The organism is Sphingomonas sp. SAFR-052, assembly GCF_051965015.1.
In the GTDB taxonomy this organism is placed as follows: domain Bacteria; phylum Pseudomonadota; class Alphaproteobacteria; order Sphingomonadales; family Sphingomonadaceae; genus Sphingomonas.
Genome location: NZ_JBQCMO010000002.1, coordinates 282,009 through 294,282, shown reverse-complemented (window position 1 = coordinate 294,282; position 12,274 = coordinate 282,009). Strand labels below are relative to the sequence as shown.

Genomic DNA, 12,274 nt, shown 5'->3' with positions numbered 1-12,274 from the left:
TCATGCAACATCCGAAGAAATTGATGGCGGGCGCGGCACTGAGCCTGTTCGCCGCGCTGCCCGCCTGGGCACAGGACGCCGCGCTGCAGGCGCCGGCCGCCGCCGCCGCGCCGGTCGCGACGGTGAACAAGGGCGACACGGCGTGGATGATGGTGTCGACCGTCCTCGTGCTGATGATGATCGTTCCCGGCCTCGCGCTGTTCTATGGCGGTCTGACCCGGACCAAGAACATGCTGTCGGTGATGACGCAGATCGGCGCTGTCGCGTCGCTCGCGATGCTCATCTGGGTGATGTACGGTTATTCGCTGGCCTTCGGTCCCGACGTGACCAACGCGACGCTGTCGAACTTCATCTCCAGCCCGGGCAAGGCGTTCCTGGCGGGCGTCACCGCCGCGTCGCAGGCGGCGACCTTCACCGCCGGCGTCGAAATCCCGGAATATGTTTTCATCTGCTTCCAGATGACCTTTGCCGCCATCACCATCGCGCTGGTGCTGGGATCGGTGGTCGAGCGCATCAAGTTCTCGGCGGTGATCGCGTTCGCGGCGGTGTGGCTGACGATCACCTATCTGCCGATCGCGCACATGGTGTGGGCGGCGAGCGGCTATTTCTTCAAGGCGGGTGCGCTCGACTTTGCCGGTGGCACCGTCGTCCACATAAATGCCGGCGTGTCGTCGCTGGTGCTTGCCATCCTGCTCGGCAAGCGGATCGGGTTCCCGACCGAGCGCATGGCGCCGCATTCGCTGACGCTGACCATGGTCGGCACCGGTCTGCTGTGGGTGGGCTGGTTCGGCTTCAACGCCGGCTCGGCGCTGGAAGCCAACGGCACCGCGGGTCTGGCGATGATCAACACCTTCGTCGCCACCGCTTCGGCCGGGCTGTTCTGGATGCTGGCCGAGAAGTTCTCGGGGCATAAGGGTTCGGCGCTGGGCTTCTGCTCGGGCATCATCGCCGGTCTGGTCGCGGTGACCCCGGCGGCGGGCAATTCGGGGCCGTTCGGTGCCATCGTGCTGGGTGCCGTCGCTTCGGTCGTCTGCTTCTTCGCGGTGACCGTGGTGAAGCCGAAGCTCGGCTATGACGACTCGCTCGATGCGTTCGGCATCCACGGCGTCGGCGGGATCATCGGCGCGATCGGTACCGCGGTCGTCTATGCCCCGTCGCTCGGCGGTCCCGGTGCGGCCGACTACGACATGGGCGCCAAGCTCGGCGTGCAGGTGTTCGCGGTGCTGGTCACCATCGTCTGGGCCTCGGTCGGCACCGCGATCGCATGGTTCGTCGCCAAGGCGCTGACCGGCGGCCGGGTCTCGAAGGAAGTCGAACTGGAAGGTCTCGACCTCGGCGAGCATGGCGAGCGCGCGTACAACTACTGAGTTTCTCCTCTTCCGGGCGGCGGCCTAGTCCCCTGCCGCCCGGTCACCACTTTCCTCCTGCGGAAAACCCCTGGGCCGGTGCGGAAACGCATCGGCCCTTTTTTTGGCAGAAGAAGAAGGGGGTTCACGCGGAGGCGCGGAGACGCGGAGGGGTTGCGTTCGGGGAGCGGTTGCGCGTCAGCGCTATCGGTCCGTCCGGTTGCAGCGAGGAATGAGGCCGCTGGCGCGGGGGACGGTTCGGAAACCGCAACTCCTCCGCGCCTCCGCGCCTCCGCGCGAACCCCTTTTCCTTCTTCTGCTTTGCAGCCTAAGACGACCGCCATGACGCCCTATCTCGACCTCATGCAACGCGCTCTCGACCACGGCGTACCGACCGATGACCGGACCGGGGTCGGCACCCGGTCGGTGTTCGGGCACCAGATGCGCTTCGACCTGTCCGCCGGGTTCCCTGTGCTGACGACCAAGAAGCTGCATCTTCGATCGATCATCGTCGAGCTGCTGTGGTTCCTGCGCGGCGATACCAATGTGCGCTGGTTGCAGGAGCAGCGGGTGAGCATCTGGGACGAATGGGCCGACCAGAACGGTGATCTGGGTCCGGTCTATGGCAAGCAGTGGCGCGACTGGGCGGCGGCGGACGGGCGGCATATCGACCAGATCGCCGAGCTGATCCACACCATCCGGACCAATCCCGCGTCGCGCCGGCAGATCGTGACCGCGTGGAACCCGGGCGAGCTGCAGGCGATGGCGCTGTCCCCGTGCCACTGCCTGTTCCAGACCCATGTTGCGAACGGTCGGCTGTCGTTGCAGCTGTATCAGCGCAGCGCCGACATCTTTCTGGGCGTGCCGTTCAATATCGCGAGCTATGCGCTGCTGACGCACATGCTGGCGCAGCAATGCGATCTGGCGGTCGGAGAGTTCATCTGGACCGGTGGCGATTGCCACCTGTACGAAAACCATCTCGATCAGGCGCGCGAACAGTTGAGCCGTACGCCCGGCGCGCTACCCCGGTTGGAGATCGCCCGGAAGCCGGATGCGATCGACGGTTACCAGCTCGAGGATTTCGTGCTGCACGATTATGTCGCGCAACCGCATATCAAGGCGGCGGTGGCGATATGATCGAAGCGATCCTAGCCCGCGCCGACAATGGCGTGATCGGTGTCGACGGGCGACTGCCTTGGCACCTGCCCGCCGATCTCAAGCGGTTCAAGGCGCTGACCATGGGTCGGGCGATGGTGATGGGGCGCAAGACGTTCGAGAGTTTCCCCTCGCCGCTGCCGGGTCGCCGCCACATCGTCCTGACCCGCGACAGCGACTGGCGGGCGGCGGGGGCAGAGGTCGCGCACGACGCCGAGTCGGCGCTGGCGTTGGCCGGTCCGCAAGCGGCGGTGATCGGCGGCGCGGAGATCTTCGCGCTGCTGCTGCCGCGGATCCAGCGGGTCGAGCTGACCGAGGTCCATGCTGCCCCCGCAGGCGATGCGGTGGTGCCGCCCTTTACCGGCTGGCACGAAGCGTGGCGCGAGGACCACAGTGCGGCGGCAGATCGTCCGGCGTACAGCTTCGTCACGTTGCTCCGTCCGGCCACGACCGCGTAAGGGACGGATCGGCGCCGAGTCCGGTGCTGCGGGGGCTAAACGACGGATGCGCAAGGCGGTTTGGTGGGGCGTCGCGTTGCTCGCGGTTCTGGCGGCTGCCTTCTTCTCGCTGGCGCCGGGCATCGTCGAGCGATCGATGAACAAGGTCGAGCCGTCTGCGGCGCTGGCGCAGCGGATGGCGACCCCGCCACGACCGAGCTTTGCCGCGCCGATCGTAGACCTGCATGCCGACACGCTGCTGTGGTCGCGCGACCTGCTGACGCGGGCGACGCGCGGACAGGTCGACCTGCCGCGATTGCAGGAGGGCAATGTCGCGCTGCAGATCTTTTCGTCGGTGACGAAGACGCCGCGCGAGCAGAATTACGATGCGAACGACGCGAACAGCGACAATATCACCCCGCTGGTGATCGCGCAGTTGCAGCCGGTCAGGACCTGGGGGTCGCTGCTCAACCGGTCGCTGTGGCACGCCACCCGGCTCAGGCGCGCGGCCAAGGCGTCGGGCGGGCAGCTGCGGGTGGTGACCAGCCCCGGTGAGCTCGACGCGCTGCTAGCGGCGCGGGCGGCGGGCGGGCCGGTGCGACCGGTCGGCGGCATGCTGTCGATCGAGGGGCTGAACGGGCTGGAGGGCAATCTCGGCAATCTCGACCGGCTGTATCGCAGCGGGTTCCGCATGGCCGGGCTGACCCATTTCTACGACAACGAGGTCGCCGGATCGATGCACGGCGTGGCGAAGCGCGGGCTGACGCCGTTCGGGCGACAGGTGGTCGCGCGGATGGAGGCGATGGGCATGATCGTCGACGTCGCCCATGCCAGCCACGCCGCGCTGGCCGATGTGCTGGCGGTGGCAAAGCGGCCGGTGGTGTCGAGCCACGGCGGGGTGAAGGCGACGTGCCGGGTCAACCGCAACCTGACCGATGCCGAGGTGCGCGGTATCGCCCGCACCGGCGGGGTCGTCGGCATCGGATACTGGCCGGGCGCGGTGTGTTCGACCGATCCGCAGGCGATCGCCCGCGCGATCATCCATGTCCGCGCCATCGCCGGGATCGATCATGTCGCTTTGGGGTCCGATTTCGACGGGGCGGTGACGACCGGGTTCGATACCGCATGGGTCGCGCTGGTCGCCGAGGCGCTGCGCGCGCAGGGTTTGAGCGAGGGCGAGATCGGTAAGGTCATGGGCGGCAACGCGCTGCGGCTGCTGCGCGCCGGCTTGCAGCCCCTTTCGTCGGCGCGCGCCGGACGCTAGGGGGCGGCGATGCAGCGTCTCGACGGAGGCGCGGTGATTCCGGCGGCGATGCGCGGGGGGATCGTCGCGCTCGGCAATTTCGACGGCTTCCATGCCGGGCACCAGGCGGTGGTCGCCCGCGTCGTCGCGCGCGCGCGGGCCGAGGGGCGGCCGGCGATCGTCGCGACGTTCGACCCGCATCCGCGCCGCTATTTCCAGCCGCACCTGCCGCCGTTCCGGCTGACCAATCTCGACCAGCGCGAGCGGCTGTTCGCGGCGGCCGGGGCCGATGCGATGCTGGTGTTCGGATTCGATGCGGCGCTGGCCGGGCTGTCGGCTGAGGCGTTCGCCGCCGAACGGCTGGCGGGCATGGCCGGGGCGGTGGGGGTCGTCACCGGCACCGACTTCACCTTCGGCAAGGGGCGGAGCGGCGACGTTGCGGTGCTGAAGGCGCTGGGGGAGCGATATGGCTTCACCGCCGAGACGGTCGCGCCGGTCGATGACGGACAGGCGGTGGTGTCGTCGTCGCGCATCCGCGATGCGCTGCGGGAAGGGCGCCCGCGCGAGGCGGCGGCGATGCTGACCCGGCCGTTCGCGGTCGAGGGGGTGGTCGAACCGGGCGCGCAGCTGGGGCGGCAACTTGGCTATCCGACCGCCAACTTGTCGATGGGCAAGTATCTGCGGCCGGCATACGGCATCTATGCGGTGACCGGGCGGTTGCCCGATGGGCGGGTGCTGAAGGGTGCGGCGAATCTGGGCATCCGGCCGACGATCGCGGGCGAGCCCGTCGAGCTGCTCGAGCCGTATTTCTTTGATTTCTCGGGCGATCTGTACGGGCAGACGATTGAGGTCGCGTTGATCGACTATCTGCGGGCGGAGGCGAAGTTCGAGTCGCTCGATGCGCTGAAGGTGCAGATGGCGCTGGATTGCGAACACGCACGGGCGGTGCTGGGGTAGCGGCGGAAGTTGGCGAAGGTGACCCGGTTCTTGGTTTGAATCGGGGCGTTCGTTTCTGTTTTTTCAGTAGCTTAGCGGGTTGGGCTGTCACTTTCGGGCGCTTAAGTTGGTGGCGCGGTCGGAAGAAGAGATTGGGCTCGCGCGAAGGCGCCAATGACGCGAAGGGGTTGCGTTCCGGGCGATCCCGGCCGCCTCAGCGGTCGTTCGTTGTTTGCGCGGGCGACAGGGTCTCCCGATCGCGGGACACCTGCCCGGACGCGACCCCTTTGCGCCTTTGCGCGAACATTTTCTGTCCGACATGGCAGGGGCGATCGACGATGCAAAGAACCTGACCAGTCTGACCGGCTGGCCCGGTGTAGGAAAGCGCCCGCCATTACCGCGATAGGAGCCGCTGGCGTAGCGGCGCGGCATGGGCTAATCGCGGGCGCTCCTATGACCGATACGCCCGACACCACGCGCGACTGGCGCGACACCGTCTTCCTGCCGAAGACCGACTTCCCGATGAAGGCGGGCCTTGCCGCCAAGGAACCGGCGATCCTCGATCGCTGGGCGCGGATCGGGCTGTACGAGCGGCTGCGCGCCGAACGCGCGGGGCGCGAACGCTTCCTGCTGCACGACGGCCCACCCTACGCCAATGGCGACATCCATATGGGCCATGCGATGAACAAGGTGCTCAAGGACATCGTCGTCCGCACCCAGTCGCTGATGGGCAAGGACGCGCCGTACATCCCGGGCTGGGACTGTCACGGCCTGCCGATCGAATGGAAGATCGAGGAGGCGTATCGCGCCAAGAAGCGCAACAAGGACGAAGTGCCGCCGGCCGAGTTCCGCGCCGAATGCCGCGCCTATGCCGCCAAATGGGTCGATGTGCAGAAGGGCCAGTTCCAGCGCCTTGGCATCATGGGCGACTGGGACGACCCGTATCTGACCATGAAGTTCGACGCCGAGGCGACGATCGCCGAGGAATTGCTGAAGTTCGCGATGAGCGGGCAACTGTATCGCGGGGCCAAGCCGGTGATGTGGTCGCCGGTCGAAAAGACCGCGCTGGCCGAGGCCGAGGTCGAATATGAGGATGTCGTTTCCACTCAAATTGACGTGGCATTCGAGATTGTCGATGCGCCGAATTCGCCTTGGTTGGTAGGTGCCTACGCCGTAATCTGGACTACTACTCCCTGGACCATTCCGGTTAACCAGGCGCTGGCCTACGGACCGGACGTTGAGTACGTCCTACTGACGCCTAGCTATGGGCGCGAGCTTACCGACGCTTCGTTCGAGAATTCGGACGCAGTCTCGGACAAGAAGCTATTGATTGCTCGGGAATTGATACCGGCTACTCAAAGGCGTCTTGGTTTCACGGCCATCTCCGAACACTGGTCTGGTAAGGGCTCCGACCTTGCCGGCGCGACGGCCCGCCATCCGATGCACGCGCGCGGCGGGTTCTTTGCCAAGCCCCGTCCGCTGCTGCCGGGCGACTTCGTCACGACCGATGCCGGGACCGGGCTGGTCCATATGGCGCCCGACCATGGCGAGGACGATTTCGAGCTGTGCAAGGCGCACGGCATCGAGCCGGTGTTCGCTGTGCAGGGCGATGGGCGCTATCGTGACGACTGGGCGTGGCTGGGCGGCGAAGGCAGCGTCATCAACCCGAAATTCGTTGCCGCTGGGCGTGGCGGCAAGCTGGAGGAAGGGCCGATCTGTCGCGACCTGCGCGAGGCGGGCGCGCTGCTGGCGGCGTCGGACGACTTTGCGCACAGCTATCCGCATAGCTGGCGGTCGAAGGCGAAGGTGATTTTCCGGGCTACGCCGCAGTGGTTCATTCCGATGGACCGGCCTTCTTCTAAGCCCTCTCCCCTTCAGGGGAGAGGGTTGGGAGAGGGGGTGTCGGGTGACCCGTTGCTCGATGTGACCAACCTCTCCGCACTTCCCCTCTCCCCGACCCTCTCCCCTGAAGGGGAGAGGGAGGGGAATGGCGCTACGTTGCGTGAAATCGCGATGGATGCGATCGCGCATACGCGGTTCGTGCCGGAGAAGGGGCGCAACCGGATCGGGGCGATGGTGTCGGGGCGGCCGGATTGGGTCATCAGCCGGCAGCGCGCTTGGGGCGTGCCGATCGCGCTGTACGTCAACCGGGCGACCGGCGATTATTTGCGCGATCCGGCCGTGAACGAGCGCATCCTGGCCGCCTTCCGCGAGGGCGGGGCCGATGCGTGGTATGCGGCCGATCATCAGGCGCTGCTTGGGTCCGATTACGACCTCGCCGACTATGAGGTCGTCACCGACATTCTCGATGTGTGGTTCGATTCGGGCTGCACCCATGTGTTCACCATCGAGAAGCGCTTCGGCGAGGGCACGCGCGCCGACCTGTATCTCGAAGGGTCGGACCAGCATCGCGGCTGGTTCCAGTCGTCGCTGCTGGAAAGTTCGGGCACACGGGGGCAGGCACCGTACAAGGCGGTGCTGACCCATGGCTTCGCACTCGACGGCAATGGCCGGAAGATGTCGAAATCGCTCGGCAATGTCGTCGATCCGTTGAAGGTGATCGGCGAATCGGGCGCGGATATCCTCCGGCTGTGGGTCGCGCAAACCGATTATTTCGAGGATGTGCGGATCGGCAAGGAAGTGCTGGCCGGCACCGGCGATACCTATCGCAAGCTGCGCAACACGTTCCGCTATATGCTGGGCGCGCTCGACGGATTCAGCGACGACGAACGGGTGCCGGTCGCGGAGATGCCGGGGCTGGAACGCTATGTCCTGCATCTGCTGGGGCAGCTCGACACCGAGTTGCGCAGTGCGGCGGAAGCGTTCGAGTTCAACCGCTATGCCCGCGCGCTGACCGATTTCGCCAACGAAGATCTGTCGGCGTTCTTCTTCGATATCCGCAAGGATTCGCTCTATTGCGATGCGGAGGGTGACGTGCGGCGGCGGGCGTATCGGACGGTGCTGGACGTGCTGTTCCACGCACTGGTCCGCTATGCCGCACCGATCCTGGCGTTCACGGCGGAAGAGGTTTGGCAGGCGCGGTTCCCGAGCGAGGACGGGTCGGTGCATCTGCTCGAATGGCCCGAACTGCCGCAGCTGCCCGCCGACCAGCCGCTCGGCACCGAATGGGCCGATGTGCGGCGACTGCGCCAGCAGGTGACCGAGGCGATCGAGCCGCTGCGCCGCGCGAAGACGGTGCGCTCGAGCCTGGAGGCCGAGGTCACCGTGCCGACGCTGCCGCTGCCGGCCGACGAACTGGCCGAGCTGTTCATCGTGGCGAAAGTCACGCAGAGCGATGGCGAGATCGCGGTGACGCGGACCGGGGAAGCGAAGTGCGGGCGCTGCTGGCGGCATCTGCCCGATGTCGCGACCGACGGCGATCTGTGCGGGCGATGCGCGAAGGTGGTGGCGTGATGCGAAAGATGGCGATCGGGATCGCGCTGCTCGTCTTCGCGGTCGACCAGCTGGTGAAATACTGGGTCACCGGGCCGATGGGCATCGACTATCCGGGCGCCGAGCTGAACGTGCTGCCGATCTTCACGCTGCGCTTCGTGCAGAATTTCGGCGTGTCGCTGGGGCTGTTGCAGGCGGGGAGCGAGACCGCACGCTGGGCATTGGTGGCGATGACCGCGCTGATCGCGACCGGGGTGGCGGTGTGGATCCGGCGCGAGACGCAGAAGCCCGAGCTGATCGGGCTGGGGCTGGTGCTGGGTGGGGCGCTGGGCAATATCGTCGACCGGGTGCGCTTCGGCTATGTCGTCGATTATGCCGACCTGCATGTTTTCGGCTACAGCCTGTTTCTGGTATTCAACATCGCCGATGCGGCGATTTCGATCGGCGTCGTGATCCTGCTCGTCCGGGCATTGTTCACGCCCAAGCCGAAGACCGATGTTCCTGTGGAGAAGGCCAATGCGTAACTTCATCATTCTCGGCAGCCTGGGCCTGCTCCTCGCCGGGTGTCAGGGCAATGCCCTCAACCGCACGCGCCCCGACGAATTCGCGGTCGCACGGCAGGCGCCGCTGGTGATCCCGCCCGATTATTCGCTGGTCCCGCCGCAGCCGGGCGCGGCGCGTCCGCAGGATACCGCCGCGTCGACGCAGGCGATGCAGGCGCTATTCGGCGGCCCGGCCCCGCGCAGCGCGACCGAGCGGCTGACGCTGGAACAGGCGGGCAATGCCGACGCCGATACCGGCATCCGGTCGGGCGTGGCCGATCCGAATACCAATGTGGTCGACAAGGGTGCGACGACGCGCGACATTATCGCGGCGCCGGCGGGTGACGGGCAGACGGCGCGGACGACCACGCCGTAAGGGGTGGGGTTTGCAGATACGGGAAAGGCCGGTCACCCGAGGTGGTGGCCGGCCTTTTTTTGTCCTCTTACCCTCCACCCCGTTCGCTTCGAGCGGAGGTTCGAGCCTGTCGAGAACCGTAGTCGAGAAGGGGTTGCCCTGAACGACCTCGTTCTCGACAGACGCTTCTCGACAAGCTCGAAGCTGCTCGAACCGAACGGGATGACGGAAGGTGCCAAAGGCCGCTTGCGAACCTGTGTTTCACCCCGACCAGCAACGTCACCCCAGCGCAGGCTGGGGTCTCCCGGGACAAGGGTGTCCTGCTATCCGCAGGAGATCCCAACCTGCGCTGGGATGACGTCGGGATGGACCGCAGTCCGGTTGGCGGGCGGCGTTCCGCCCGCCCCCGATCAGAACGCCGCGGTCAGCGATACCACCACCGTGCTCGCCGCGATCGGGCTGCCGTTGGTGGTCTTGCTGAAATTCGGTTGGAGATAGGCCGATTCGGCGCGCGAGATGTCGGTATCGACATAGGCGACGCCGAGCGTCAGATTCTTGTAGGTATAGTCGGCACCGATCAGCCAGTCCCAATATTTGCCGGTGGGCGCGAGGCTGGTGCCGTTGGGGCCGAGGCCGGGATTGCCGTCCGAATAGCCGATATGCGCCTTCAGCGTCACCGGGGTTTCGGGGATGCCGGCGGCGGCGTCGCCCGAGAGGTACAGGTTCTTCTGGCGGCTGCCGTCCCCTTCGACCAGCGGGGTGGCCGAGGCGGTGAAGTACCCGAGCGAGGTCTGCTTGGGCGCATAGAACACGCCGGCGGTCAGCGTGGCGGGACCGGCGGTGCCCGACAGCTTGCCATAGAATTCGACGACGTCGGTTTCGTCGGCACCGCCCGGATAGGTGTACCAGGTGACGCCGGCATCGACGGTCGCGGTGCCGAAGGTCTTCTTGTAGCCCGCGATCAGATCGAGTTCGAGGTTCGCGCCGCCGAACGTGCCCCAGCCGGCGAGGTTCGAGCCCCAAGTGCCGATATAGACGCCGCTTTCATGGGCGATGGTGATGCCGCCCTGCACTGCCACGTTCTTGTCGCTCTGCGACACGCCGCGGAAGCGATAGTCGGACGCGACCGAGGCGCTGCCGCTGATGGTGATCGGTTCGGGCGGAGCGGTTTCTTCCTGCGCAAAGGCAGGCACCGCGGTGGTGGCGGCCAGGATGGCGGCCGGGATCAAGGTCGAGAATCGCATCGTAAACCCTTTCTAGGTTCCGTGGTGATTCTCCTGCGTTCGAACGTCGCCGCGATTCGGTGGACCTTGCCGGTCCGTGCGGTCTGACGCCCTGCGACCGAATATGTCCCAGCGTGCCGCGGCGCACAACGGAAATTGCCTGTACGACACAGACGAAACCCCCGCTGTTGCGCGATCGCAACAGCGGGGGTTGGAGAGCTTACGCGCGAATGGCGAGGATCGCGTCGATTTCGACCACGGCGCCAAGCGGCAGGACGGGCACGCCGACCGCGCTGCGGGCGTGGCGGCCGGCATCGCCAAACAGCTCGACCATCAGTTCCGATGCGCCGTTGGCGACCTTGGGCTGGTCGGTGAAGCTGCCGGCCGAATTGACGAACACGCCGAGCTTCACGACGCGCTCGATTCGGTCGAGGCTGCCCAGCGCCTTTTCGGCCTGGGCGAGGATCATCAGCGCGCATTTCTGGGCGGCGCTGGTCGCATAGGCGAGGTCGCGGTCTTCGCCGGCGCGGCCGGTCATCAGATTGCCGTCCTCGAAGGGCAGCTGGCCCGACAGGTGGAGCAGCCCGCCGGCCTCGACCGCCGGGACATAGGCGGCGACCGGGGCGGCGGCGGCGGGGAGCGAAAGGCCGCGTTCGGCCAGCTTTGCGGGGATGTCATATGCCATGGTTGCGTTCCTTTCCGTTGATCGGGGACGAGGTCAAGCCTGCGCACCGCGCCCTTCGGCGAAGCGGGCCTCGATCCATTGCTGTGCCTCTACCCAGTCGTCGATGCGGGCATGGGCGGCGGGTGCCGGAGCGACATGGACGGCGAGGTCGGGTTCGGACACCATGTGCAGGCGGAACACCTCCGGTGCGGTATCGGCGACCGACTGGTGATGGACCGCCAGGTCGTCGACGAAGACGGTGACGCTGGGGGCGTATTCGGCGACCAGCCGCGCGACCGGCGGGCCCTTGCCCCCCTGATTGCATTCGACGCGGTGGGCGATGCCGTGCGCCGCCAGCTGGTCGACGCGGTGGGTGCGGCAATGATCCTGCAAATTGGTGAGCACGACGATATCGGCCTGTTCGGCAAGCGCCGCCAGCGCCTCGCGCGCGTGCGGGACCAGCGTCTGGCGCGCCATCTCGCCGGGGAAGAAGCCGTCGAGCAGGCCCCACATTTCCTCGCGTTCGAGCACGCTGCCATCGGCGCGGGTCATGGCGTTGGCGAAGTCGCCGCCCTGCATGCGAAAATCGATGGCGTGCGCGTCGTTCAACCAGGTGCCGAAATGGCGGACCATGTGCAGCAGGACTTCGTCGCAATCGGTGATGAGCAGCGGTTTCATGCATTCTCCAATTCGGTACGTGCGCTCACCAACGCAGCAGGCGGCACGCCCAGCGCATCGGCACAGGCGATCAGATCGGGTTCGTACGTCTCGAGATGGGCGAGCACCTGCGCGAGGAATGCAGGCTGTCCGGCCCGCGCGCGCAGGTCGGCAGGCTCGATGCCGGTCAGCGCGAGGAAGCGCGTCGCGCGCGTCTCGTCGCCGATAATCCAGCCAAGTGCCTGTAAAGCCAATGTTGCTGCGTCTTGATTTGTCTCGTGCCGCCGCATCGCCTACACCGTCCCCACGATCATCAAAGGATG

General features: G+C 66.6%; 12 protein-coding genes. 8 read left to right on the top strand and 4 right to left on the bottom strand.

What is annotated here, in order from left to right:
- The first annotated feature begins 2 nt into the window (after positions 1 to 2).
- The 8 genes from ACTHQV_RS04425 (at position 3) to ACTHQV_RS04390 (ending at position 9,428) form a co-directional block, all read left to right on the top strand.
- Complete coding sequence (locus ACTHQV_RS04425; RefSeq protein ID WP_440488562.1) at positions 3 to 1,367, top strand: ammonium transporter; 1,365 nt, start codon at positions 3 to 5, stop codon at positions 1,365 to 1,367.
- A gap of 321 nt (positions 1,368 to 1,688) precedes the next feature.
- Entirely contained in the window at positions 1,689 to 2,483 is a 795-nt protein-coding gene (locus ACTHQV_RS04420) for a thymidylate synthase (protein WP_440488561.1), read from the top strand.
- Positions 2,480 to 2,959 carry a dihydrofolate reductase gene (locus ACTHQV_RS04415; protein ID WP_440488560.1) on the top strand — a complete coding sequence of 160 codons (480 nt, stop codon included), beginning with the start codon at positions 2,480 to 2,482 and terminating at the stop codon, positions 2,957 to 2,959. Before ACTHQV_RS04420 ends, ACTHQV_RS04415 begins: the two co-directional genes overlap by 4 nt.
- Positions 2,960 to 3,005: 46 nt before the next feature.
- Positions 3,006 to 4,202, top strand: coding sequence for a dipeptidase (locus ACTHQV_RS04410; RefSeq protein WP_440488559.1), 1,197 nt, complete (start codon positions 3,006 to 3,008; stop codon positions 4,200 to 4,202).
- A gap of 9 nt (positions 4,203 to 4,211) precedes the next feature.
- A complete protein-coding gene (locus tag ACTHQV_RS04405) occupies positions 4,212 to 5,138 on the top strand; it encodes a bifunctional riboflavin kinase/FAD synthetase (protein WP_440488558.1) in 927 nt (308 codons plus the stop codon).
- A 432-nt stretch (positions 5,139 to 5,570) separates the two neighbouring features.
- Entirely contained in the window at positions 5,571 to 8,531 is a 2,961-nt protein-coding gene (ileS, locus tag ACTHQV_RS04400) for an isoleucine--tRNA ligase (RefSeq protein WP_440488557.1), read from the top strand.
- Positions 8,531 to 9,034, top strand: a complete 504-nt coding sequence (gene lspA, locus ACTHQV_RS04395) for a signal peptidase II (RefSeq protein WP_345877385.1) — start codon at positions 8,531 to 8,533, stop codon at positions 9,032 to 9,034. The genes ileS and lspA overlap by 1 nt, the downstream gene beginning before the upstream one ends.
- Complete coding sequence (locus ACTHQV_RS04390) at positions 9,027 to 9,428, top strand: DUF3035 domain-containing protein (protein ID WP_440488556.1); 402 nt, start codon at positions 9,027 to 9,029, stop codon at positions 9,426 to 9,428. Before lspA ends, ACTHQV_RS04390 begins: the two co-directional genes overlap by 8 nt.
- A 389-nt stretch (positions 9,429 to 9,817) precedes the next feature.
- Here the strand turns inward: ACTHQV_RS04390 and ACTHQV_RS04385 are convergent, their stop codons facing one another.
- From ACTHQV_RS04385 to ACTHQV_RS04370, 4 genes are all read right to left on the bottom strand, one after another.
- Entirely contained in the window at positions 9,818 to 10,651 is an 834-nt protein-coding gene (locus ACTHQV_RS04385; protein ID WP_440488555.1) for a TorF family putative porin, read from the bottom strand.
- Between the two features lie 199 nt (positions 10,652 to 10,850).
- On the bottom strand, positions 10,851 to 11,315 hold the full coding sequence (locus ACTHQV_RS04380) for a RidA family protein (protein ID WP_055998998.1): 465 nt from the start codon (positions 11,313 to 11,315) through the stop codon (positions 10,851 to 10,853).
- A gap of 33 nt (positions 11,316 to 11,348) precedes the next feature.
- Complete coding sequence (locus ACTHQV_RS04375; protein ID WP_440488554.1) at positions 11,349 to 11,972, bottom strand: HAD family hydrolase; 624 nt, start codon at positions 11,970 to 11,972, stop codon at positions 11,349 to 11,351.
- Entirely contained in the window at positions 11,969 to 12,241 is a 273-nt protein-coding gene (locus ACTHQV_RS04370) for a DUF3572 domain-containing protein (protein ID WP_440488553.1), read from the bottom strand. Before ACTHQV_RS04370 ends, ACTHQV_RS04375 begins: the two co-directional genes overlap by 4 nt.
- Positions 12,242 to 12,274 lie beyond the last annotated feature (33 nt).

Excerpts from the sequence above, each read along its gene's own strand:
- ACTHQV_RS04425 (WP_440488562.1), top strand. The coding sequence starts at position 3 with ATGCAACATCCGAAGAAATTGATGGCGGGCGCGGCACTGAGCCTGTTC.
- ACTHQV_RS04420 (WP_440488561.1), top strand. The coding sequence starts at position 1,689 with ATGACGCCCTATCTCGACCTCATGCAACGCGCTCTCGACCACGGCGTA.
- ACTHQV_RS04415 (WP_440488560.1), top strand. The coding sequence starts at position 2,480 with ATGATCGAAGCGATCCTAGCCCGCGCCGACAATGGCGTGATCGGTGTC.
- ACTHQV_RS04410 (WP_440488559.1), top strand. The coding sequence starts at position 3,006 with ATGCGCAAGGCGGTTTGGTGGGGCGTCGCGTTGCTCGCGGTTCTGGCG.
- ACTHQV_RS04405 (WP_440488558.1), top strand. The coding sequence starts at position 4,212 with ATGCAGCGTCTCGACGGAGGCGCGGTGATTCCGGCGGCGATGCGCGGG.
- ileS (WP_440488557.1), top strand. The coding sequence starts at position 5,571 with ATGACCGATACGCCCGACACCACGCGCGACTGGCGCGACACCGTCTTC.
- lspA (WP_345877385.1), top strand. The coding sequence starts at position 8,531 with ATGCGAAAGATGGCGATCGGGATCGCGCTGCTCGTCTTCGCGGTCGAC.
- ACTHQV_RS04390 (WP_440488556.1), top strand. The coding sequence starts at position 9,027 with ATGCGTAACTTCATCATTCTCGGCAGCCTGGGCCTGCTCCTCGCCGGG.
- ACTHQV_RS04385 (WP_440488555.1), bottom strand. The coding sequence starts at position 10,651 with ATGCGATTCTCGACCTTGATCCCGGCCGCCATCCTGGCCGCCACCACC.
- ACTHQV_RS04380 (WP_055998998.1), bottom strand. The coding sequence starts at position 11,315 with ATGGCATATGACATCCCCGCAAAGCTGGCCGAACGCGGCCTTTCGCTC.
- ACTHQV_RS04375 (WP_440488554.1), bottom strand. The coding sequence starts at position 11,972 with ATGAAACCGCTGCTCATCACCGATTGCGACGAAGTCCTGCTGCACATG.
- ACTHQV_RS04370 (WP_440488553.1), bottom strand. The coding sequence starts at position 12,241 with ATGCGGCGGCACGAGACAAATCAAGACGCAGCAACATTGGCTTTACAG.